The following is a 21,916-nucleotide window of genomic DNA, read 5'->3' as shown; positions in this document are numbered from 1 at the left end:
GTGTTCAGTCCCTGTGATCGCGGATGATGACGGCAACGAGATTCAGCACGCCGGCCAGCAACAGGCTGACCAGCAGGAATACGATGGCGTTGTAGATGCGCCGTGGCTGCAGCGGGTATTCCGGCTGGCTCGGCTTCTGCAGCACCGAGACTTTCTTCAAGGTGCGGGTGGCCTCGATGCGACCTTTCTCGAGCGCGACCAGCGAGGTCTTGTAAACATCGTCGGCGAATCCCGCATCGGCCTCGATACGCTGGAATTCCTCGATGGTGCGGTTCAGTGTATTGCCGTCGGGGGAGGCGAGCTTGGCCTGCTCGCGGGCAATCTGGTCACGCGTCGCGCCGATCTCCAGATCGATCTCGGTGATGCTCGGGCTGTCGGACACCAGGTAACCGAGCATCGCGCCGCGGCGGGTCTGCAGGTCGGTGAGTTGTGACTCGAGCCGCGCGATGATGCCTTCGAGCGTCTGCGCGGCGGCAGCCGGCGAGGCCAGGCTGTTGCTGTTCTGGAAGGCCAGCACGGCCTGGCGGGCTTTCATGGCCCGCTTGCTCATGGCGGCGACCTGGCGCTCGAGGAACGCGACCTGCTCGTTGGCGAGTTCGTGCGCCATCGCATTCATGTGCCGCTCGCCCTCCTCGACCATCAGCGCGGCGATCGCGTGCGCGGTATCGGGATCGTAGGCCTGCGCCTTGATCACCAGCACCCCGGTGTACTCGTCGAAATCCACGTTCACCCGCCCGAGGAAATAGTCCTGAAACTTCTCGATCGGGGTGTCCTCGAACCACATCCGCGACAGCGGATCGCGCCGCCAGTTGCTGTAGTGTGCGCGCAGGTCGAGCTTTTCATCGAGCGCGCGCAGCATGTCGAGCGACAGCAGGTGATCGCGCAGCAGCAGTTGGTCGGCCGTGTTGCCGCCGACGTTGCCGAGCAGTCCCGAGAAATCCACGGTCTGTCCGCTGACCAGGTCGGTGCGCTGGATGATGATGTGCGCCTCCGAGACGTAACGGTCCGAGGCGATCAGCAGCCAGTAGAATGCCGCCAGCAGCGACAGCAGCAGCGCGCCGGCAAAAATATTGCGCTGCAGATCCGCCGGCGCGAACAGCTTGCGCGCGAACGCCGTGGCCTGCGACGTATCGAGCCGGGGCGGTGTGTATTTCAGCGATTTGTTCATGCCGCGATACTTTTCCTGTAGGCCGCGAGTGCGTCGTCGATCGCATCGAACCAGTAGGCCTTGCCGCCGCTCAGCAGGATGCCTGCCGAGCAGAATTGTTTCAGCATTTCCTCGCCGTGCGAGACCATGATCAGCCCGGCACGGTCCACCAGCTCGCGAAACGCGAGCGAGGCCTTGCGGCGAAACGCGGCATCGCCGGCCGCCGTGACCTCGTCGGAGATATAGACTTCGAAATCGAAGGCCAGCGACAGCGCAAACTGCAACCGCGATTTCATGCCCGAGGAGTAGGTCTTCACCGGCTCATCGAAGGAGCGACCGAGCGCGGCAAACTGCTGGATCCCCTCGAGGCGCTCGTGCATATCGTCCTCATGACCGTGGATGCGGCACACGAATTTCGCATTCTGTCGGCCGGACAGTGCATTCTGCAAGCCGCCGCCCCGACCCATCGGCCATGATACGCGACAACGGCGTTCGATATGCCCGCGCGTGGGCTGGTCAATGCCGCCGATCAAACGCAGCAGGGTCGATTTGCCGGCCCCGTTGCCACCGATCAGGCCCACATTGGTGCGCGGCGGAATCGTGAAATTGACCCCTTCGAGCACCCACGGCCCGGGGCCGTGCGCGGTCTGGTAGCGCTTGTACACGTCCTGCACCACGATCATTGCGTCACCATCCGCTTGGCGAAGGCGATCTGCAGCGACAGCCCGAGCAGCAGCAGGCTGAGCGCGCACAGGTACAGGTAGGAAACGCTGAGACCGGGCACTTCGTGATAGTACGGCGCGAAACCGAGCCGCACCGCGTCGATGCCGTGCACCATCGGGTTGAGCAGCAACCAGTCGCGGTAGGGCGGGGGGATCGAGGCAACCGGAAAGATCACCCCGGACAGGATGTAGAGCGGGCGCATCAGCATGCTCAGCAGGCGCCCGAATTCGGGCACCATCTCGACCGCCACCGAGGCCGAGGCACCGAGACCGAGACCGAGCAGCCACATGCCGAACAGCGCCTCCAGCACCAGCAGCGGATCGGCCGGGATCACCGCGAGTCCGAACAGTCCGCCACCGGCAAACAGCAGCACGCAGACCACGATCATGATGACGCCCTCGAGGCCCGCGCGCACCAGCACCGAGTCGACCGGCAGCACCTGGCGATAGACGAACAGCGGGAAATTGGCCCCGACCGCGTTCATCGACTGGCGGCTCGCACGCTGGAACATGAAATACGCGACCAGCCCGATCATGATCCACAACGCCGTCGCGATGCCACCGACATGACGCACCCGCACCACGGTGAAGATCAGCATCAGGTAGCCGACATGAAACAGCGGTTCGAGCAGCAGCCAGAACCACGCCGCGCGGCGCCCGAACAGACGCCCCAGGGCCTCGCGCAGCAGCAGCGCCTTCCACACCGAGAGGGTGATGACGAAAGCGCTGCGCGGGATGACTTCAGGCATTGGGAGCTGTGGATTTTTCCAGCGGTTGATCAATCACCAGCGGTGACGCGATCCTTCTTGATCCGATGAAGCGTTCGATCCCTCATCACCTGGCTTGGCCGGGGATCATACCTGCTATGCCGATACAGGGGAATGAGGGATGGCGTGCGGATTGCCGCTCTTCACAACGGCTGGCCCGGGCACTCCGGCGCGCTGCCGTTGGGCCCCGGCGCGCGATCCGTGGGCGCGATCTACAGGCCCAGATTCGATTTGCGACCCAGCCGGGCGCCGTCGAGAATCAGTTGCCTGACCGCCAGCGCGAATCCGTTCTCGGCAAAATAATCGGGCTCTGCCTCGACCCCGGGCGCCGGCGCGGGGGTCGCGAACGGCGACGCATCGACGCCGTCCATGAACTCGCGGCGCAGCAGCCGGTTGGAGGCTTCGAAATCGCTGCCGGCAATCGCTGCGATCTGTGCCGGCGAGAGACACTGACGGCTGCGCAGCGGCACCTTGTCGCCGTAGACGAGATGCGCCCATTTGTAGATCGTCAGGAACTCGTCCTCTGCCACCCCGAGCAGCAGCATCTCGTGCAGCACCCGGGTGGCACAGGCGGGCAGCGTGGGGTGACGCGAGGCGCGTTGCGTCGGGACGTTCAGCGCCGCCCCGAGCCCCGCGCTCACGATGAAATTGCGCACCGCGTCCTGGCGCGCCGGCGCGCCCTTTTCATAGCTCTGGACCACGACCCGCGTCTGCGGGAATGCGGCCTGCCAACGGCTCGCGATGCGCTGATAGTCGAGCACCCGCAGCAGCTTGTCGGCAAGGTACTCCCGCGGACCGAGCAGCGCCCGCACATGCCCGACCATGGTGTAGTACATCGCGTTGACGAAATCGGCCTGGTTCCTGACGCTCATCAGCACCAGCACCTCATCGGCGGCGAACGCGGAACCGAGCAGTGCCGGGTTCTCCAGCGAGCAGAAATCCTCGGCCGAGAGCAGCAGGGCCTGCGGCGCGCAGGCCTCGGCCTCGGCCCGCAATTGCGCCATATCGGGCGACTGCCACAGCCGACCGCCATCGCTCGAGTTGCCGAGTGCGGCCACCGCCGCGGCGACCGCGTGGTGGCCCGGGATCGGCATGCCTCTCATGTGGCGACAGGCTTTGGGGTAGAGCACACCCGCGCGCGCCAGTTCCGCCTCGCGTGCACACAGGAATTCCTGGATCGAGGTGGTTCCGGTCTTGTACATCCCGATATGCAGGATGAGTTTCGGGATTCGCAGTGCGGGCAGGCTCATGGGCAAGGCTCGTGTATCAAGGGATCAGGGCTCTCTGTGCGCTTCGCAACGCGTGCTATTCGGCCAGCTGCGGGGCGTATCCGGTAGCGGAAAAATATTCGAGCACTTCATCGTGGTTGAGGATCGCATCCCGCAGCTTGGCGCCGGTGATCTTCTTCGTCTGGTCGTTGTCGGTGACGTCGATCGAGGCCACGCCGATCGCGGCAAAGATGCGCTCGAAGAAGGCCTGGCGGTCATTCAGCGCGTCTTCGTAGACCAGCTCGACCCCACCCGGGGTCTTGCCGCGGATGTTGTCGAGCAGCAGGTAATCGTTCTCGAGGGTCTCGAGCATGACCTCCAGTTGCACCGGGTTGATCCGTATTTTTTGCGATTGCCCGAGCCCTCCGGCGAGCTTTTCATCGCGCAATTGCGCGGCCCCCACGGCGCCAGGACCGGATACCCGCTTGCGCTCGCGCGCCCGCAACACCGAGACGATCTGCTTGACGCGGTTGCGCCGGTACAGGAAAAAGCGCGCGCCATCGTAATCAGCGCACACCTTGATGAAGCGCCCGACGGCCTTGAGTTGCGGCTCGGAACGCAGGATCTGCACCTTGAATCCGCGCGCGACATCGGTCGCGATCGGGGCATCCTTGCGGTAGCTGCGCCAGTACTTGCGCAGAAACGCGATCTGGTTGTCCGCGGTCTGTTCCATTCCGCCCGGCAGCACCTTGTTGGCGAACACATCGGCACGGGCCATGATCTGCGGATGCTTGCGCAGCGTGACAATGATGAAGGTCGATCCCGATCTTGCGGTGGAGTGGATCACGAAACCTTTTGCTTCGGTACTCATCGTGCTCCTCGGGTGGGGTCGGGGCGGTGATGCCGCGCTCCTGTGCATGGCGCTGCTGCAGTGGTCCGACGCAAGGCAGTTGCTGGCCCGCTCACTGGAGAACGGCCCGACGCAAGGCGCTTGCTGCTCCGCTCACTGGACTGGCGGCCCTCCGGGCTGCCCTCTCTCCGCCCGGAGCCTGCTGCGCAGTCTCCGGTCCTCGCTCGGCGCTGGTCCTTTATGTTCGCTGCGCAGCAAGCGCCTTGCGTCTCGATGTGGTGCGATCCACTCGGGTAATCGTCAACCTGATGTCTGCGCGGCAAGCACCTTGCGTATTCAGGGAGTGTCATCGGCTTGCGTGCTGCTCAGTGGTGTGCCAGGAAGTCCGCGACCTTGGCGATTTCCTGGGCGTAGTCAACGGTGTGCTGCGCCTGCGCGTTGGCGAAGCGTGCCTCGAGATCGGCGCTGTCGCGCATCGCCTGCAGGATGCGCCCGGGCATCTGCGCGAGTGACAGCGCCGAGGGCACGATATTGGCCGACTGCGCGCGCAGGCTTGCGGCAGTGCGGATCGCGCTGGTGTTGGTGACGGTGGACAGGCCGAAGCTCGCCATCTGGAAATGGATGATTCCCGGGTGCGGGGTGGAGATCAGCGAGATACCGACATCGGATTCCTTCAGCAGGTTCTCGTAGTCGTCGACCGGCATCTTGGGCCGGATATCGACACTGTAGCCCGGCACGATCTCGTAGGCCTCGCAATAGTGCAGCGATCCGACACCGAGGATCCGCCACTTGTCGCGGTCGAGCTCGCCGTCCTCGATCAGCTTGTGCAGCGACAGCATGATGATCGCGAACTCGTTGCGCGCCGCGTGGGCCTCGGGACGCGCATAGATAACGATGGTGCGGCGGCGCTTGTGCGCGTGGCGGGCAATGAACTCGGCCTGGCTGTCGGTGAGTGACTTGATCTCGTTCTCGAAGCTGCACCAGCGATAGCCCTCGCCGAACTGCTGCGGGCGCATCGCGCGAAAGTGCGCAACGAGGATCGCGGAATTGTAGATGCCGATATGCGGGATATCCCAGGCGCTGCGGATGAAGCTGCGCAGCGATCCGGCACCGTGAAATTCCGATTCGTCGTCCTGGATCAGGAAATAGGGCAAGCGACCGCTCAGCGCGCCGATCTGCGCGGCGAGATAGTGGGTGTGGCAGGCATAGGACAGCACGTCCCAGCCCGCGGACACCACCAGGTGGCGGTCATTCGGCACGTGCTCGATCGACTCGAACAGCTCGTGCACGCCGGGGTACTGCAGGCGCATCCGGTGCACGTTGGCATAGGCATCGGCCGGGTTGATCTGCTTCATCACCACCAGGCGCAGGCGCAGCCCGTGCTCGTGTTTCAGCACCTCGAGAATCCGGAACAGGCAGTGGTAGCCGCCGAACAGGATTTCCGGCAGGAAATCGGGAACGATCACCGTGAAACCGTGGCCGCTCTCCTCGCGGGTCTCGAGGTCGAAGCGGTCGATGTAACCGCGGATGTGCTTGATGTACTCGATTTCGACTGGATGGGTGATCTGCGGCAGATTTTTTTCCAGCGCCTGCTTGTTGGCCTCGACCGCCTGGCGCGCGGCGAGACGCGCGAACTCGCTGACGCTGCAGATCCTGCGACCCTCGGCCAGCCCGGTGGTGAGGAAATGGGCGAATCCGCAGCCGACGATCGGATCGCGGTTTTTTCTCGCCTCGACCACGTCGGGGTGGAAATAAAGGTAGCCGCGCTCGGAAAAGAGCGGATTGGGATCGATGTCGGTGCGGCGCGATTCGATGAAATAGAAGTCGTAGGTCGACAGGTAGCGCGCGGGATCGATGCGATGCTGCGCCTCGAGATAGGCGCAATCGATATGGAAGTAGGCCTGCTCGTAGAACTGGCGCCCAAGGGGCGCCTTGGGGACCGCGAGTCGGCCCTCGGCGATGCCGTGCTGCAGATAGTGGTGAAAGCCGCTGGAGTAGGCGCCGTCCTGCAGCGCCTGGGCCACGTCGTCATATTCGGCGCGATAGAACAGTTCGCTGAAATCGGCATGCGGATCGTGGCCGAGACGCCAGCCCTGTGCCATGTAATAGTCGAATGGCGTGCCGTCGAAATCCTTCAGAAACGTCTTGTAGCGCGCCGCATACCAGCCTTCGTTGAACTTTCTGCGGATAGCCTCCAGCATAGCGGTCTCCGGTTGGGTGCACGCGGCGTGCCTGCAATGCGAGGGGTAACACAACACGGAGCGCAGCCCGTTGCCCGACGCAACACCCCCTGACGAAGCGCGCAATCTTAACCCACGGGGCGAGCGCCGCGCCAGACTGACAGCGCTTCCCTGCGCGCGACGGGTTCGGGCGTTACGAAGATCGGCGCGCACCAAATCGAACAGTTGCACGACGCCTGCGAGAGCGCCCCGCGCGAAGACATACCGGGCGATTTCGTCGGGACTGGCGTGTGGCGCGGCGGCCCGACCCAAGGTGCTTTCTGCTTAGTCCACGCCACCGGAGCGCACGGCATCGAGACGCAAGGCGCTTGCTGCGTAGCGAACATCAAGGACCAGCGCCGAGCGAGGACCGGAGACTGCGCAGCAGGCTCCGGGCGGAGAGAGGGCAGCCCGGAGGGCAGCCAGTCCAGTGAGCGGAGCAGCAAGCGCCTTGCGTCGGGGGTAGATGCAATTGAGCAGAGCAGCAAACGCCTTGCGTCGGGTCCCTCGAAAAAATAAATCTGTCCCCTTTTTGAGCGCTGCCGTTCAGCCACTGTTTCCGTTCGCCCAGAAATCCGCCATGCCGGCGCGCAACGCCACCCGCGGTTCCCAGCCGAGCACGGTCTTCATCTTCGTGATCTCGAGCCGGCTGTGGCTTACGTCCCAGGCAAAGGGCTCGCGATAGCGGACCGCGAAATCGACGCCACTCAGCTCGCGCACCAGCGCGATGATTTCATTGACCGAATGGGTGGTGCCCGAGCCGATATTGAAGGTGCCGGTGGCGCGCGACTCCAGCACCGCGACCACCGCGGCACAGAGATCGGAAGCGGACAGGTAATCCTTGGTGGCGCTGCCATCGCCCCAGACCTCGAAGCCCTGGCGCTTGCGTGCGCTGTCCAGCAGGTGCGCGATCAGGCCCTGGGGTTTGGCCGGTTGCATCAGGTAGCCGTAGGGATTGGAAACCCGCAGGATCGCGCAATCCAGGGCGCAAGCCACTGCAAACGCGTTCAGCAGCTGCTCCGCGGCAAGCTTGCCGCGCCCGTACCAGCCGATGGGGTGACAGGGATCGTCTTCGCGCCTGCCGCGCGGCGCGGGCGCTTCACCGTAGACCGTGCCGCCGGAAGAGAAAAACACCAGGTGCGGGCGCTGCGCCGCGGGCAGTTGTGCCGCAGCGCGCAGCAGGCGCGCGAGATACGGCAGATCGACTTCCCATTCGCTGCCGGGAAGCTGCTCGGCAGTGGCCGGGACCGTGCTCCATGCCAGATGAAGTACCGTATCGAAGGAAGCCAGCGTGGCGGGGGAAACGAGCTCGCGGTAATCCACGAAGCGCTCGTCGGCGATGCGCGAGGCGCGCTGCACCTCGAACCCGCGCTGCCCGAGCATAGGGCCCAGCAATCCGGCGATGCGGCCGCGGCCTCCGGTGATCAGGAGTTTGAGTCTGGAGTTCATGGTCGGGACAGTGGGGCCGCAAGCGCAAAGGGCGTCATGTTAGCGCACAAACCCGGGCTCGCCAGCGGCAAACGTTGCTTTTCCAGGGTGCGCGGCGCGCTGCAATGCGCGGATTCCGATCCATCGGTGGCAATCTGGCGTTTATTTGCGACAAATAGTAACAGTCAGGCCTTTTGGCAATTCCCCGGGCGACAGGTTTTTTTATACTGTGTTCAATTCAGGCACCGTGGCCGTTTGCGCCCTTACTCTATGAACGAAGCAGTCAAGGACGGGACATTGAATGTCCTCGATGGCAAGCCGGTCATCTACTACGACGGTTACTGGATCCGTTACTACGCTCCCCCCGAGAACTCGCTCGCCGAGAAGAAACTGCTGATCGACCAGATGACCAAGCGCGCCTTCCACCACACCGAGGAAGGCATCAACACCCCGGGCAAGAAACTCGACCGCGCCCGCGCGGCATGGGAGGCCGAGACCGACCCGGCACGCAAGCGCGTGAATGCGGCGATGCTGGCCGGCGCACTGTTCAACCGCGCCACCGATCTGTTCACGACCATCGTGGAACTCGGCGAGATGGGAGTCGCGATCAGCATGGACAACGAGCTGATGAAGCAGTGTGGCGAGTGCTTCAAGGAGGCGCTCGAGCTGGGGCATTTCGTGAAGCACTACAGCGGCGAGGAAGGCATCGACGAGCTCTGGGGCGAACCGTTCAAGGCCTTCACGCTGCCGATCGCCACGGTGTACGAAAGCCGCTACATGAAGGTTGCACGCGCGATGCGCGATATCGACGGCCTGGCCGACAATCTGGAAAAGGCGGTCTGCACCCTGCCCGGCTTCGATGCGCTGGTGCCCTGCATCCACGAACTGGCCGCGGCGGCACGCCTCGAAAGCGAGACCATGAAGAGCGACCCGGTGATTTTCCAGGTATGGCCGCGCTTCGTGGCCGCCTGCGAATCCGTGCTGAGCTTCCGCCCGCAGTTGCAACACGCGATCGACGAGGAGTGCCAGCGCCGGATCGACGAGGCACTGCGCCTGATTGCCGACGGCAAGCGGGTCATCGAATACCTGGCCGGTGCGCGGGTGCCGATGCCCAAGACCACCGCCGCCTATCACCGCCGTTGCGACGCGTTCCGCACCACGCTGGAAAGCTGAATCACGGTTCTAGAATCCCCTTGCGACCGGCACACCCGGGCGACTGCACCAGTCGCTCCAGCTGCCCGGATAGAGTCGGGCACCGGGTATCCCGGCCAGTTCGAGCGACAGCAGGTTGACGCAGGCCGTGACTCCGGAACCGCAATAGACAACGGGCTCGGCAGCGCGTGGCAGGTCGCGCCAGCGCGCGGCCTGCTCGTCGGCGCCGAGAAAACTGCCGTCCTCGCGGGTGGCTTCGATCCAGGGTCGGTTGCAGGCTCCCGGGATATGGCCGGCGAGCGGGTCTATGGGTTCTTCCAGCCCCGCGAAACGGCGCGCCTCGCGTGCATCCACCAGCACCGTGCCGGGCGCCGCGGCAACCACGAATTCGAAATCGACCCGCATCCGCGGGTCCGGGCGCGCCGTGAAATTGCCCGCGCGGGCCAACGGCGGATCGGCACTCAACGGCAGGCCCTGTTCGCGCCACACGCGCAAGCCACCGTCGAGCACTCGCACTTCGCCGTGTCCGAAATAGCGCGCCAGCCACCACAGCCGCGCGGCGAACGCCGCACGCGAGTCATCGAGCACCACCAGCAGGCGATCGCTGTCGAGCCCGATCCGGCGCATCACGGCGGAGAATGCCGCGGGCTCGGGCAAGGGATGGCGCCCCCGGTGGCGGCGCGCGGCCCGGACAGATCGCGTTCCAGGTGCAGATAATGGGAACCGGGAATATGCGCCTCGCGCCAGCCCTTCTCGCCCGCACCCGGATCGGCCAGCGCGAAGCGGCAGTCCGCGACCACCGGTGGCGCGGCGCTGCCCAGGCGGCGCGCGAGTTCCGCGGCCCCGATCAACAGCCGTGTCTCATCCCCCATCGCTCACCTCACCGTGAATTCGATATTGCCGAGGCTGCCGCACTCGGCCACGTAGGCGCCCGCCACGCCCGGCGTCATGCCGGCGACCGCGCCGCTCAGCAATATCTGCCCGGCACGCAACGGATAACCGCGCGCCAGCGTGTCACGGATCAACTGCAGCGCGGCTTCGGCCGCGCCATTGCCATCACCCTCGAGCACGATGGCATCACCGCGGCGCAGGCGCATGGTGACGCTGCGCTGCAGCAGCACGATCGGCAGGCGTGGCGCACCGAGCAGGTAGGCGCGGGTGCCGATATTGCTCGCGATGTAATCGAGGCCGGTGGCTGGCGCCGGGGTATCGAGAGCCAGTTCCGGCAGCTCGATGGCCGGCATCACGGCGCTGATATACGGCAGCAGCGCCATCACGCTGTCCGGCGCCTCGACGATGTCCGCGACGAGTTGCAACGCGATCTCCAGCTCGATGACCGGTTGCCGGTAGCCCGTGAATTCGACCACGCAAGGTTCGGCCCGCGCGGCGCAGCGCTCGCCGGAGGCCGGCAGCACCGCCATCGCCGGCGCCGCGAGGCCGAACCGCTGTTGCATGGCCGGCTGTGTGAAGGCGCTCTTGTAGCCGGCAACGCGTTCGCCCGCCGGCCAGGCCTGCACCAGGCGATCCTGCACGGTCTCGGCCCGCGCGAGATCCCCGGCGGCGGGCGTCGCCAGCGCGGCCGCGGCCCACAGCCACAACAGCGCGCCAAACGGTTTGCTTGGGTACAATGCGCGTCTCCCTGATTCCGAGCACTCGAATGAATCAACCAAAAATCGGTTTCGTCAGCCTTGGTTGCCCCAAGGCGCTGGTCGATTCGGAACGCATTCTGACCCAGCTCAAGCTCGACGGCTACAGTATCGTGCCGCGCTACCAGGAAGCCGACGTGGTGGTGGTGAACACCTGCGGTTTCATCGACAGCGCCAAGCAGGAATCACTCGATGCGATCGGCGAGGCACTGCACGAGAACGGTCGGGTGATCGTCACCGGCTGCATGGGCGTGATGGAGGAGGAGATCCGCAGGGTCCATCCGCGGGTGCTGAGCGTGACCGGACCGCAAGCCTATGAAGCCGTGGTCGGTGCCGTGCACCAGCATGTTCCACCGCCGCCGCGCGACCACGACCCGTTCCTCGACCTGGTGCCGCCGCAGGGCGTGAAACTCACCCCGCGCCACTATGCCTACCTGAAGATTTCCGAGGGCTGCAACCACCGCTGCAGCTTCTGCATCATCCCGCAATTGCGCGGCGACCTGGTGAGCCGCCCGATCGGCGAGGTGATGGACGAGGCCGAGCGGCTGGTGAAGGCCGGGGTGCGCGAGTTGCTGGTGATCTCGCAGGACACCAGCGCCTATGGCGTCGACCTGCACTACCGCACCGGGTTCTGGCAGGGCCGCCCGCTGCGCACCCGCATGCAGGAGCTGTGCGAGGCGCTCGGCAGCCTCGGCGTCTGGGTGCGGCTGCACTACGTCTATCCCTACCCCCACGTCGATCAGCTGATACCACTGATGGCCGGGGGTCGGATCCTGCCCTACCTCGATATCCCGTTCCAGCATGCCAGCCGGCGCATCCTCAAACTGATGAAGCGCCCCGGTAATGCCGATGGCGTGCTGGAGCGGATCCGCGAATGGCGCGCCATATGCCCCGAGCTCACGCTGCGCAGCACCTTTATCGTCGGCTTCCCGGGCGAAACCGAGGACGAGTTCGAGGAGCTGCTGGACTTCCTCGACGAGGCGGAACTCGACCGCGTCGGCTGCTTCCAATATTCCCCGGTGGCCGGCGCGCCGGCCAACGAGTTACCCGACCCGGTGCCCGAGGAGCTCAAGGAAGACCGCTGGAACCGGCTGATGGCATTGCAGGCCGATATCAGCGCCGAGCGCCTGCAACGGCGTATCGGCAGCACCATCGAGGTGCTCGTCGACCGGGTCGAGGGCGACTGCGCGGTGGCGCGTTCGGCCGCGGATGCGCCGGAAATCGATGGCGTGGTGCATATCGGCAATGCCGCCGGTCTCGCCAGCGGCGAGCTCGTGCGGGTGCAGGTGACGGCCGCCGATGCCTACGATCTGCACGCGGTACCGGCCAGCGGATGAACCTGCTGCTGCTCGAGCGCGAGGATCTGCTGGCCGAGGATTTCGCGGTGCTCGATGCCGCGCGCTACCCGGTGCGCGGGGATCTGTGGCCACCGCAACCGGGACGGCGGTTGCGGGTCGGCATGAGCGACGGGCTGGTCGGCGAGGCGATCGTCGAGCGGGTGGCCCAGGGTGGTGTGTACCTGCGTTTCGTCTGCCACGCCGAGCCGCCCCCACCGCTGCCGCTGATGCTGGTACTGGCGTTGCCGCGCCCGAAGATGCTGCGCCGGGTGCTGCGCTCGATCGCCGAACTCGGCATCAAGCGCCTGTGCCTGGTCAATGCCGCGCGGGTCGAGAAAAGCTATTGGCAAAGCCCGCTGCTGCAGGCCGCGGCGCTGCGCCGGTACCTGGTGGCCGGACTCGAACAGGCCTGCGACACGGTGTTGCCCGAGGTGAGCCTGCACCCGCGGCTGCGACCGTTCGTCGAGGATGAACTGCCCGCGATGAGCAAGGGCTGCGAGCGCCTGCTGGCACACCCCGCGGCCACCGAACCGGGACGCGCCGCGCGCGGCAGGAAGGTTGCGCTCGCGGTGGGACCGGAAGGGGGGTTCACGGATTTCGAGCTCACGCTGTTCGGCAGCGCCGGTTTCAGCGCATTTACCCTGGGGCCGCGCATCCTGCGGGTGGAAACAGCGTTGCCGGCACTCGCCGCGACCCTGTTCCCGGCTCAGTAATGCAATAGCGGATGGCTCAGCGTGGCATCATCGAGCAACGCCTCGCGACTGCAATCCGCCACCAGGTCTTCCGGCGTGAGCATGCTGAGCAGCAGCCGTGGTTCGCCCACATAGGGCGTGGCACCGACCGTGTTCACGGTGTTGAGATAGCTGCGCGGGTTGCCGTCCGGCATCCGTACCTGCATCCTGAAGCTGTGCTGATGCGCGATCTCGGCCCCACGCCGGCGCCAGTGCTCGGGTATCGAGGGATATTCCAGCAACTGCGCGAGCAGCACTTCGGCGCCGCCATCACCGCTCAGCAGCACCTCCTGCTGCAAGGTCATCAGCAGGCGGCAGGCAACGTCCTCCCACTCCACCAGGTGCGGGCGCAGGCCGTTCTCGGCAAACAGCAGGTGATAGCTGTTTACCGGCGGCTGCAGCGCTGCGGCCGAGACCAGCGCGCGGTGCATCGCCAGCCAGCCGCGATTGACCAGATGGAGGGTGCCGTAGCGGTCGTGCACCGCGGCCGGCCACGGATCGAGTGCGCGCATGTGCAGGTCGAGGGATTTGTGCAGCCAGCGCAACGCCGGCTGCCCGAGGTCGACCGGGTCCGGATCGGCGGCAAAACCCGCCGCGACCAGCAGCGTGTTGAGATCCTGCGGCGCCAGCTCGAACACCCGCGCCAGGCTAAGCACCATGGTGCGTCCGGGCTGCGAGCGCCCGGTCTCGAGAAAACTGAGATGACGCGGAGACACACCGGTGTCGAGTGCGAGTTCCTCCTGGCTCATTGCAAAGGTTGTGCGCCAGAAACGCAGCAACCGCCCGAAAGGGCCTGGTTGATGAAGACGCGGGGATTCTGGTTTGATCACGTTGTGTTCCGTTGGGGCAGCGCGATGTTACCCGGCAGGTAATGATCGGTACAAGCGGACCTCGCTGCTCATCAGCCACGGCGGGCGGATGCGGCGCGGTGGTGCTCCGGGCGCTCGCCGAGCACCTGGCCGAGGAACAAAACGCCGGGAAGCCCTTCCACATTCCCTGCCTGCGACGTATGTTCCACTCCTGAACCACCGGGCGCAGGCAACATGCAGCAGGACGAACGCGGGCGATGCGTATTCAGCGTCGGCGAGATCAACATGCAGAGCAAGCAATTGCTCGAGTCCGCGTTCCCCTCGGTGTGGGTCGAAGGCGAGATCTCCAATTTTTCCGCGCCAAGCTCCGGGCACTGGTATTTCACCCTGAAGGACAGCCATGCCCAGGTGCGCTGCGCGATGTTCCGCAACCGCAACCTGCGCGCGAAGCTGCGCCCGGGCAACGGGGAGCATGTGCAGCTGCGCGCCGGGGTGAGCCTCTACGCGGCGCGTGGCGACTACCAGCTGATCGTCGAGGAACTCGAGCCGGCCGGACTCGGCGCGCTGCAGCGTGCGCTCGAGGCGCTCAGGCGCAAGCTCGCCGCCGAGGGGCTGTTCGCGGCCGAACGCAAACGCCCGCTGCCGCCGTTCCCGGCCCACCTCGCGGTGGTCACGTCCGCCAGCGGCGCCGCGCTGCACGATATCCTGACCGTGCTCAAACGCCGTTATCCGCCACTTGCGATCACGGTTTTCGCGGTCCCGGTGCAGGGCGCGGGCGCTGCGGCCGAGATCGCTGCCGCGATCGGGCGCGCCAACCGCCTCGCCGCGACGCTCGATCCGCCGCTCGAGGTGATGATCGTCGGGCGTGGCGGCGGATCGCTCGAGGATCTGGGGGCATTCAACGAGGAAGTCGTGGTGCGCGCGATTCACGCCAGCACCTTGCCGGTGGTTGCGGCGGTCGGCCACGAAACGGATATCACGCTGGCGGACCTGGTGGCCGATATGCGCGCGCCAACACCCTCCGCGGCCGCCGAGCTGGTAAGCCCCGATCGCGCGAAGCTGCTCGCCGCGCTCAACGCCACGCGCGCCCGACTCGAACAACTGGTGCAGCGGGCACTGGAATCACGGCGCCGCCAGCTGCAATGGCTGCTGCCGCGGGTGCGTCACCCCGGTGCGCGTCTGCGCGAACAGGCGCAGCGCCTCGACGAACTCGAATCGCGCCTGCGTATCGCCCACCGTCATCGCCTGCACCATGCCGAACAGCGTCTGCAGCGGGTCCGCGCCGCGCTGGCCGCGCAGGCGCCGCTGGCGCGGCTCGGCGAACATCGCGCGCTGCTGGCACAACTCGACAAGCGCCTGGCCACCGCGATGCGCCAGCAACTGCGCGCACGCCAGGAACAGCTCGGCACGCTGGCGCAACTGCTCGACTCGGTGAGTCCGCTGGCGACGCTGCAACGCGGCTATGCGATTGTCAGCAGCGAAAGCGGTACGCTGCTGCGCAGTATCGGCGCGGTGCGCCAGGGCATGCGGGTGCGTGCCCGCCTGGCCGACGGGGCGCTCGAATGCACCGTGGACGCGGTGATCCCCGCGACCGGCTGAATCAGGGCAGGTCGAAATCGCCGCATATACCGGCGTGACCGCGCCCGCCGGCAAAACGCGCCGCACCGGCCCGGATATCGGTCGGCGTGATCGTGGCGACCCGGCCCTCGATTTCGCTGCGTACCGTCATGCGCTCAGGCTGCTGCGCGGGCAGGCCGAGGAGATACGCGCCATCAGCCTTATCAGCGCCCCGATATTGCCGGCCAGCAGCGGAATGCCACTGACCAGCAGCGCCACGCTGATCGCGCGCTCCGGATCGGCCCAGGTCACGTTGTTGACCAGTCCGATATGGCCGTAGGCGTTGTGCGAGCGGCTGCCGAACAGGCCGAAGGGTTCGCCACCGAGCATGAATCCCTGGCTGAAGCGCAGCGGTATCCCGATGGTGCGATCGAACACGTGCGGCCCGACCTCCATCGTCGCGCGCTGGATCGTTTCGGCTCGCAGGATCTGGCGACCGTTGCAGCGGCCGCCGTCGAGCAGCATCTGGTAGAACCTGCTCGCTTCCTCGGCGGTGGTCACCATGTTGCCGGAGGGAATCACCGCGCGGTAGAAGTCCGCGGTATCGACCAGTTCCATCACCTCGCCGAACGTTGCGCCGAGCGCACCGCGCGCGAAATCATCCACCAGGCTGCAGCCCTGGATGCCGGTCAGCGCCTCCCGGGTCATGCGCGCGCGCACCCGCTCGCTGGCGCCGTAATCGAGCACTTTCAGGCCCATCGGCTCCTTGAACCAGGTACGCCACGCCTTGCGGATATCCATGCCGCTGACGCGCTTGACGATTTCCGCGAGGATCACGCCACCGGTGACCGCGTGATAGGCCTGGCGTCTTCCGAGCAGGTGCAATGGTTCGGCCTCGCACAGCAGACGCAGGCTCTGCTCGTGATCGAGCACCACGCGCGGGTCCGTCACCCCTTCGATACCGGGAATGCCGGCCCGGTGCGAGAGCAGGTGATAGATCGTGGTGCGTTCCTTGCCATGCCTGGCGAACTCGGGGATGTAGTGGCTGATCGGGTTCAGCAGGTTGAGCTGGCCATGCTCTTCCATGCGGTGCATCACCATCGCGGTGATGGCTTTCGAGGCCGAGAACAGGCAGCTCGGGGTGGACGGCGTGGCGAGCACCTTGGGCGCATCCGGTTCGTCCAGCGGCGCATTGCCCCGCACGTGACCGAGCGAACGGTTGAACACGATGCGCCCCTGCCGGCGCAGGCAGAACATCACCGCAGGATAGTAGCCGGTGCGGTACAACGCCTGTACTGCCTGCCAGATCGATTCGGCCTGCGCATGGCCGATCCCGGCCTCGAGCGGATCGCATTCGCTGGCGCTGTCGATCCCGGTCACGGAGTCGATATCGGCCGGTACCCGGATGCGATGCATGAAGCGGCGCATCTTGCCGGCGGGAAGAGACAGCGAAGAGGAAACGCCCATGTAATACCCCGTGCGCGTTGGTGAAAGGGAATCAGCGCGCGGCAAGCTCCGCGGTGCCGTCACGCAACAGTTGCAGTGCCGCGGCGATTTCGTCCGCCGACAGCGCTCCATCACGGAAAAATACCACCCGCCCGTCCGCGTCCACGATGATGATGGCGCTGGATTCTGGCGCCAGCTGCCAGGTCCGCAGACCGAGGCCACGGGCATCGGCAACGATGCTCGACAGGTAGTAGCGCTTCTTGTTCGATTCGAGTTCCGACTGCACGAATCCGCGGGTACCGAACAAGGCGTCATCGAGATTCACGATGGTCGTCACGTGGTAGCGATCGAGCGGCAGGCCGGCCGCCTCGAGCTGGTCGGTAAACGGCTTGTTGAGCGATTTGGAGGAGAGCCGCGCCGCCAGGTACTGGATCACGTTCAGCTTGCCGAGCAGCGCGCGGCTGTCCCAGGCGGCGTAGCTCAGCTGCTCGTCGTGGAGCTTGAGCTCGCCGAGTTCCTCGACCCGCACCCCGGGCAGCGCCTGCCCGGATTCCAGTGCATTGGCTCCGCCACCGCACAGCAGCGCCAGCAGCAGCGCGAGCGCCGGCACCAGGCGCTCAGCCACGGCGGCGCGGCTCCAGCCGCAGCGGCAGATCATCGGTCAGCTTGGCAAACGGGAAGTGCATGATCGAGGGTGGCTCCGGGTAGGCATCGGGGAGACGGAAGCTGTAGTTGCGCAGCATCTGGCTCATCACACACTTGAACAGCATATCGGCGAAATGCAGCCCGATGCACTTGTGGGCACCACCGCCGAAGGGCACCCACAGGTACGGGTGCTGCTTGTGTTCCTCGCGTTCGGGACCGAAGCGATCGGGGTCAAAGGTGTGCGGCTCCTTCCAGTACTCTGCCATACGATGGCAGTAAATTGGCGAAATCGCCACCATCGTGTGCGCCACAATCGGGTAGCCCCCGAGCTCGGTCGCGCGAATGGTGCGGCGCATCATCTGCGGCACCGGCGGGTGCAGGCGCAGGATCTCGTGGAATGCCTGCTCCAGCAACGGCACATTGGCCCCCACATCCTCGTAGCCGAGGTTGCGATCCAGCGCATCGACCTCGGCGCGCAAGCGCTCCTGCCATTGCGGATGACGCGCGAGATAGTAGCTGGCCATGGTCAGCGCGCTGGTGGTGGTGTCATGCGCCGCCAGCAACAGGAAGATCAGGTGATCGGCCACCACCTTGTCGGGGTAGAACTCGCCGTCCTCGGTGCGCTCCTTGCTGAAGTGGCTCATCATGTCGAGGCCGTCATCGAGACGCTTGACCGGCACCAGCGCCTCGAACGCCTGCTCCAGATAGCGCCGCCCGTTCATGCCCTTGCGGTAGCGCAGCCCCGGCCAGTCCTTGCGCACGATCGCCAGCGTTCCGGCCATCATGTCGAGAAATGCCTGGTTGAGCCGTTCGATATCACCGTCGAGACCGACACCGACGAACACCCGCGCCCCGATCTCGAGCAACAGTGTCTTGATATGCGGATAGAAATGAAAATCCGCGTCCCGGTGCCAGCCGCGGATCGCGCCCTCGGCCAGTTCGTTGACACTGTGGATATAGTGCTTCATCGAGCTGGTCTTGAACGCGGTCTGCATGATGCGGCGGTGGAACTTGTGATCCGCGAAATCACGCACCAGCAGGCCGCCGGCAAAAAAATCGCCGAGCGGTGCGTCGTAACCCATGCGCGCGGAATAGATCTGCTGCGGGTCCATCACCAGTTCGCGGTTGTAGTCGGGCCCGATCGCCCACACCATGTTCTGGCCCGTGAGCCGGGTACGCGAGACCGGTCCATAGCGCTGGAAATGGCCATCGACCACCGTAAATGGATCTTTGAGCAGCGGGATCATGTGCCCAAGATAGGGCAGCCCGTAAGAGCCGGGCAGGTGCCCGAGGTTCTTGTTGTCCGGGTGCAGAACATAATCCTGCCCCATGTTCGCTGCGTTCATCGTGTCTGTTCCCGCAATACCGATCATCGGCCCGTGGCGCCCGGCAAGCGCAATTGCGCCAGCGCCAGCAGCGCGACGAGCAGCGCGACGCCGAACACGGTGAACGCCAGCGTGTAGTCACCCGTCACGTCGAAGATCCAACCGGCAAAGGGCGAGCCGAACACGACGAGCGGCATCATCACCGGACTCATCAGGCCCATCGCACGACCATAATTCGCGGTGCCGAAAAGTACCGCCATCAGCGAGCCCCATACCGGCAGCATGCCGCCTGCGGCAATGCCCACAAAGACACTGGCGACAAGCAGGTGCAGGTAGCTATTGCCCACGCCGTAGATCGCCAGGCCGAGCAGCAGGAGCACGATCGCGGCCCCCAGCCCGAGCCGCAGTTCGATGCGATCGGCGATCACGCCGAACAGCAGCTTGCCGAGCATGCCGAACATCGCGATGATCGAAATCAGCAACGCGGCCTGCTCACCGCCGAAGCCAAGGCCGGTGGCAAATGGCACCAGGTTGCTGAGCAGGCTGGCGTAGACCGAGAACAGCACGCCGCAGACTGCCGCAATCATCCAGAAATTGCGCTGTGCGAAAATTTCCCGGGTGCTCGAACTGCTCGAGACCGCGCCGGTTGGTGGTGACGGCAATGTCCCGGTCGCGCCATCGGGCGCCAATCCGCGCAAATGCGGATGGTCCGTCACGAACAGCCAGGCCATGGGCAACAGCACCCCGAGGACTCCGCTGCCGAGCAGTTGCAGCATGGTGCGCCAGCCCACCATCTCGATGCCGTACTGCAGCAGCGGCGGCAGCACCAGACCACACATCGATGTGCCGAGTGCCGCCACGCCCATCGCGGTACCGCGACGACGACTGAACCAGCGCGCCAGCAGCACCCCAACCAGCAAGGTGCCCATCAGTACCATGGCCGGACCCATGAACAACGCATAGACGAGCGTGACCTGCCACAGCGTCTGTACCACCGACAGCAGCAGCAGGCCGCTACCCAGCAACAGCACACCCACGCTGGCAATACGACGCAGCGGATAACGATCCATTGCCACGCCGAAAAACGGCGACGATACCCCTGCGACCAGGGTGCAGGCGGTGACACCGAGCATCATTTCGAATCGACTGGCCGAGAATTCTCCCGCAATCGGTGTGAGTACGATCCCATAGGAATAACTGACTATCCCGACCACCACGCCCTGCAGCAGGAAGCCGACGCCTACCAACCACCAGCCATGGAAAAATTTCGGGTTCGCGGGAGCAGGTCTGTTGCTGTTCATGAATTCAATCGATGCGCTGGTTCCAGGCATCCGCGCCCTCGCGACGGTCATCGCCCTTGCGCCGGTCATCCTTGAAGCGCACATCGTCGCGCCGGTCCGTGGTCACGCGGCGCGGCCCGCGGCGCCTTCCAGTCACGGGATGCAACTGGCAATCACAACTCTCGCGATCGCAACCGGGCACCGGGATTTTCGGAATACGCGCATCGGCGTAGGTATGTCCGCGCAGCTTGGCGATCGCCTCGCAGGCTTCCTTCTGCGGGAACAGCATCGCGCCACGAAACAGGTCGGGGCCCTCCGAGGGCGCCTTGGCGCGCTTCGCGGCAGACAAGGTCTCGCGCCGCTGAGCCAGCCTGCGAGTCAGATGCTTGCTGCGGCCCTTGCCGCGTGAGTGGCGTACCAGCACGATGATCACGATCACGACCACCGTGAGGCCAATCAATATCCACGTCGACATCACGCTCCCCTTCCCGGCTCCGCGGGTGCCGGCATTTTGTCCCGAACGGATGAAGTATAGGACAAGCTTCCCGCCACTCAGGTATCGAGTGCCCGCAGACCGATCGCCTTGCGGACTTCGACCAGCTTGGGACGGCTGTAGGAACGCGCCCGCTCACCCCCCTCGATCAGCAGCCTCTCCATGCGCGAGGGTGAGGCCATCAATTCGTTGTAGCGCTCGCGCGGCGCGGCGAGCTGGGCGTTCAGCAACTCGAACAGACGCCGCTTGGCTTCACCCCAGCCGATGCCATTGGCGAACTCCGTACGCATCTCGAGAGTCTGCTCGGGATGTGCGAATGCCTGCCAGATCTGGAACACCGCGGACTCGTCGGGGTTTTTCGGCTCGCCGGGCTCCTGCAGGTTGGTCTTGATGCGATTGATCTGTTTCTGCAACTGCTTTTCGGGCAGGAACAACGGAATGATATTGCCGTAGCTCTTGCTCATCTTGCGGCCGTCGAGCCCCTGCAGCACCGCCACGTTGTCATCGACCACCGCATTCGGCAGCACGAAAATCTCGCCGTAGTGGTGGTTGAAACGCTGCCCGATATCGCGCGCCATCTCGACATGCTGGACCTGGTCGCGCCCCACCGGAACCTGGTTGGTATCGAACAGCAGAATATCGGCGGCCATCAGCACCGGGTAACCGTAGAGGCCCATGGTGATGCCGAAATCGGGATCCTCACCCGCCTCCTGGTTGGCCTGCACCGCGGCCTTGTAGGCATGCGCGCGGTTCATCAGCCCCTTGGCGGTCATGCAGCTGAGAATCCAGGTGAGTTCGGCAATCTCGGGCACATCGGATTGACGATAGAACACCACGCGCTCGGGATCGAGTCCGAGAGCGAGCCAGGCGGCGGCGATTTCGCGTGTCGACCGATGCACCTGTTCCGGATCCTGGGTCTTGATCAGGCTGTGGAAATCGGCGAGGAAATAGAACGACAGCACGTTCGGGCGCGCGCTGGCCTCGATGGCGGGACGTATGGCGCCGACATGGTTGCCAAGATGCGGCGTTCCGCTGGTGGTGATGCCGGTGAGTACGCGCTGCTGACTCATGTGCTCCGTGATCCCGAGGAAAGGCGCGTATCATAAAGTGCGGGTCGGGCAATGACCACACGACCCGCGTTGACCGCGCCGGAC

General features: G+C 65.2%; 20 protein-coding genes and 1 pseudogene. 5 read left to right on the top strand and 16 right to left on the bottom strand.

Features of this window, described 5'->3' with window-relative positions; genetic code table 11:
• Positions 1-4 precede the first annotated feature (4 nt).
• The 6 genes from IPF49_15850 to IPF49_15825 form a co-directional block, all read right to left on the bottom strand.
• Positions 5-1,099: a chain-length determining protein gene (locus tag IPF49_15850; protein MBK6289075.1), complete on the bottom strand. Its 1,095-nt coding sequence runs from the start codon at positions 1,097-1,099 to the stop codon at positions 5-7.
• Positions 1,100-1,164: 65 nt separating this feature from the next.
• Positions 1,165-1,830 carry an ABC transporter ATP-binding protein gene (locus IPF49_15845; GenBank protein MBK6289074.1) on the bottom strand — a complete coding sequence of 222 codons (666 nt, stop codon included), beginning with the start codon at positions 1,828-1,830 and terminating at the stop codon, positions 1,165-1,167.
• Positions 1,827-2,618 (bottom strand): ABC transporter permease, encoded by a 792-nt coding sequence (locus tag IPF49_15840; protein MBK6289073.1) that lies wholly within the window; start codon positions 2,616-2,618, stop codon positions 1,827-1,829. The genes IPF49_15845 and IPF49_15840 overlap by 4 nt, the downstream gene beginning before the upstream one ends.
• Positions 2,619-2,848: 230 nt before the next feature.
• The gene (locus IPF49_15835; GenBank protein ID MBK6289072.1) at positions 2,849-3,886 is read right to left on the bottom strand and encodes a hypothetical protein; all 1,038 of its coding nucleotides are present in this window, start codon (positions 3,884-3,886) and stop codon (positions 2,849-2,851) included.
• Positions 3,887-3,941: 55 nt separating this feature from the next.
• The gene (locus IPF49_15830; GenBank protein MBK6289071.1) at positions 3,942-4,715 is read right to left on the bottom strand and encodes a hypothetical protein; all 774 of its coding nucleotides are present in this window, start codon (positions 4,713-4,715) and stop codon (positions 3,942-3,944) included.
• Between the two features lie 344 nt (positions 4,716-5,059).
• Positions 5,060-6,895 (bottom strand): hypothetical protein, encoded by a 1,836-nt coding sequence (locus IPF49_15825; protein MBK6289070.1) that lies wholly within the window; start codon positions 6,893-6,895, stop codon positions 5,060-5,062.
• Positions 6,896-7,099: 204 nt separating this feature from the next.
• On the opposite strand from IPF49_15825, the gene IPF49_15820 reads away from it, so the two are divergent.
• Positions 7,100-7,432, top strand: coding sequence for a hypothetical protein (locus IPF49_15820; protein MBK6289069.1), 333 nt, complete (start codon positions 7,100-7,102; stop codon positions 7,430-7,432).
• Between the two features lie 27 nt (positions 7,433-7,459).
• On the opposite strand, the gene IPF49_15815 is transcribed toward IPF49_15820, so the two are convergent.
• Complete coding sequence (locus IPF49_15815; protein ID MBK6289068.1) at positions 7,460-8,362, bottom strand: NAD-dependent epimerase/dehydratase family protein; 903 nt, start codon at positions 8,360-8,362, stop codon at positions 7,460-7,462.
• Between the two features lie 276 nt (positions 8,363-8,638).
• On the opposite strand from IPF49_15815, the gene IPF49_15810 reads away from it, so the two are divergent.
• Positions 8,639-9,514 (top strand): hypothetical protein, encoded by an 876-nt coding sequence (locus tag IPF49_15810; protein MBK6289067.1) that lies wholly within the window; start codon positions 8,639-8,641, stop codon positions 9,512-9,514.
• Positions 9,515-9,523: 9 nt separating this feature from the next.
• Here the strand turns inward: IPF49_15810 and IPF49_15805 are convergent.
• Together IPF49_15805 and IPF49_15800 are read right to left on the bottom strand one after the other, a co-directional pair.
• Positions 9,524-10,365, bottom strand: a pseudogene (locus IPF49_15805) (sulfurtransferase).
• Positions 10,366-10,368: 3 nt separating this feature from the next.
• Entirely contained in the window at positions 10,369-11,121 is a 753-nt protein-coding gene (locus IPF49_15800) for a hypothetical protein (GenBank protein ID MBK6289066.1), read from the bottom strand.
• A 29-nt stretch (positions 11,122-11,150) separates the two neighbouring features.
• Here IPF49_15800 and rimO point away from each other — a divergent pair, with 29 nt between their 5' ends.
• Together rimO and IPF49_15790 are read left to right on the top strand one after the other, a co-directional pair.
• Positions 11,151-12,476, top strand: coding sequence for a 30S ribosomal protein S12 methylthiotransferase RimO (gene rimO, locus IPF49_15795; protein MBK6289065.1), 1,326 nt, complete (start codon positions 11,151-11,153; stop codon positions 12,474-12,476).
• Positions 12,473-13,189 carry a 16S rRNA (uracil(1498)-N(3))-methyltransferase gene (locus IPF49_15790; GenBank protein MBK6289064.1) on the top strand — a complete coding sequence of 239 codons (717 nt, stop codon included), beginning with the start codon at positions 12,473-12,475 and terminating at the stop codon, positions 13,187-13,189. The genes rimO and IPF49_15790 overlap by 4 nt, the downstream gene beginning before the upstream one ends.
• Here IPF49_15790 and IPF49_15785 read toward each other — a convergent pair.
• The gene (locus IPF49_15785) at positions 13,183-13,956 is read right to left on the bottom strand and encodes a helix-turn-helix domain-containing protein (GenBank protein ID MBK6289063.1); all 774 of its coding nucleotides are present in this window, start codon (positions 13,954-13,956) and stop codon (positions 13,183-13,185) included. The two genes, IPF49_15790 and IPF49_15785, sit on opposite strands and share 7 nt — an antisense overlap.
• A 294-nt stretch (positions 13,957-14,250) precedes the next feature.
• On the opposite strand from IPF49_15785, the gene IPF49_15780 reads away from it, so the two are divergent.
• On the top strand, positions 14,251-15,615 hold the full coding sequence (locus IPF49_15780) for an exodeoxyribonuclease VII large subunit (GenBank protein ID MBK6289062.1): 1,365 nt from the start codon (positions 14,251-14,253) through the stop codon (positions 15,613-15,615).
• A 126-nt stretch (positions 15,616-15,741) separates the two neighbouring features.
• Here the strand turns inward: IPF49_15780 and IPF49_15775 are convergent, their stop codons facing one another.
• The 6 genes from IPF49_15775 to IPF49_15750 form a co-directional block, all read right to left on the bottom strand.
• Positions 15,742-17,040 carry a beta-lactamase family protein gene (locus IPF49_15775; GenBank protein ID MBK6289061.1) on the bottom strand — a complete coding sequence of 433 codons (1,299 nt, stop codon included), beginning with the start codon at positions 17,038-17,040 and terminating at the stop codon, positions 15,742-15,744.
• A 31-nt stretch (positions 17,041-17,071) separates the two neighbouring features.
• Complete coding sequence (locus IPF49_15770; GenBank protein MBK6289060.1) at positions 17,072-17,644, bottom strand: YtfJ family protein; 573 nt, start codon at positions 17,642-17,644, stop codon at positions 17,072-17,074.
• Positions 17,637-19,010, bottom strand: a complete 1,374-nt coding sequence (locus IPF49_15765) for a cytochrome P450 (protein MBK6289059.1) — start codon at positions 19,008-19,010, stop codon at positions 17,637-17,639. The genes IPF49_15770 and IPF49_15765 overlap by 8 nt, the downstream gene beginning before the upstream one ends.
• Positions 19,011-19,033: 23 nt before the next feature.
• A complete protein-coding gene (locus IPF49_15760; GenBank protein MBK6289058.1) occupies positions 19,034-20,290 on the bottom strand; it encodes an MFS transporter in 1,257 nt (418 codons plus the stop codon).
• A 4-nt stretch (positions 20,291-20,294) separates the two neighbouring features.
• Positions 20,295-20,744, bottom strand: a complete 450-nt coding sequence (locus tag IPF49_15755; GenBank protein ID MBK6289057.1) for a hypothetical protein — start codon at positions 20,742-20,744, stop codon at positions 20,295-20,297.
• A 77-nt stretch (positions 20,745-20,821) separates the two neighbouring features.
• A complete protein-coding gene (locus IPF49_15750) occupies positions 20,822-21,832 on the bottom strand; it encodes a tryptophan--tRNA ligase (GenBank protein MBK6289056.1) in 1,011 nt (336 codons plus the stop codon).
• Positions 21,833-21,916 lie beyond the last annotated feature (84 nt).

The sequence above is a fragment of the Gammaproteobacteria bacterium genome, from assembly GCA_016705365.1.
Lineage (GTDB): Bacteria > Pseudomonadota > Gammaproteobacteria > Pseudomonadales > UBA5518 > UBA5518.
Note: the sequence above shows the minus strand (reverse complement) of the source record. Positions and strands in the feature narration are given on the sequence as shown.

Coding starts and splice junctions, on each gene's coding strand:
- IPF49_15845 (MBK6289074.1), bottom strand. CDS start 1,830: ATGATCGTGGTGCAGGACGTGTACAAGCGCTACCAGACCGCGCACGGC.
- IPF49_15840 (MBK6289073.1), bottom strand. CDS start 2,618: ATGCCTGAAGTCATCCCGCGCAGCGCTTTCGTCATCACCCTCTCGGTG.
- IPF49_15835 (MBK6289072.1), bottom strand. CDS start 3,886: ATGAGCCTGCCCGCACTGCGAATCCCGAAACTCATCCTGCATATCGGG.
- IPF49_15830 (MBK6289071.1), bottom strand. CDS start 4,715: ATGAGTACCGAAGCAAAAGGTTTCGTGATCCACTCCACCGCAAGATCG.
- IPF49_15825 (MBK6289070.1), bottom strand. CDS start 6,895: ATGCTGGAGGCTATCCGCAGAAAGTTCAACGAAGGCTGGTATGCGGCG.
- IPF49_15815 (MBK6289068.1), bottom strand. CDS start 8,362: ATGAACTCCAGACTCAAACTCCTGATCACCGGAGGCCGCGGCCGCATC.
- rimO (MBK6289065.1), top strand. CDS start 11,151: ATGAATCAACCAAAAATCGGTTTCGTCAGCCTTGGTTGCCCCAAGGCG.
- IPF49_15790 (MBK6289064.1), top strand. CDS start 12,473: ATGAACCTGCTGCTGCTCGAGCGCGAGGATCTGCTGGCCGAGGATTTC.
- IPF49_15785 (MBK6289063.1), bottom strand. CDS start 13,956: ATGAGCCAGGAGGAACTCGCACTCGACACCGGTGTGTCTCCGCGTCAT.
- IPF49_15780 (MBK6289062.1), top strand. CDS start 14,251: ATGCAGCAGGACGAACGCGGGCGATGCGTATTCAGCGTCGGCGAGATC.
- IPF49_15775 (MBK6289061.1), bottom strand. CDS start 17,040: ATGGGCGTTTCCTCTTCGCTGTCTCTTCCCGCCGGCAAGATGCGCCGC.
- IPF49_15765 (MBK6289059.1), bottom strand. CDS start 19,010: ATGAACGCAGCGAACATGGGGCAGGATTATGTTCTGCACCCGGACAAC.
- IPF49_15760 (MBK6289058.1), bottom strand. CDS start 20,290: ATGAACAGCAACAGACCTGCTCCCGCGAACCCGAAATTTTTCCATGGC.
- IPF49_15755 (MBK6289057.1), bottom strand. CDS start 20,744: ATGTCGACGTGGATATTGATTGGCCTCACGGTGGTCGTGATCGTGATC.
- IPF49_15750 (MBK6289056.1), bottom strand. CDS start 21,832: ATGAGTCAGCAGCGCGTACTCACCGGCATCACCACCAGCGGAACGCCG.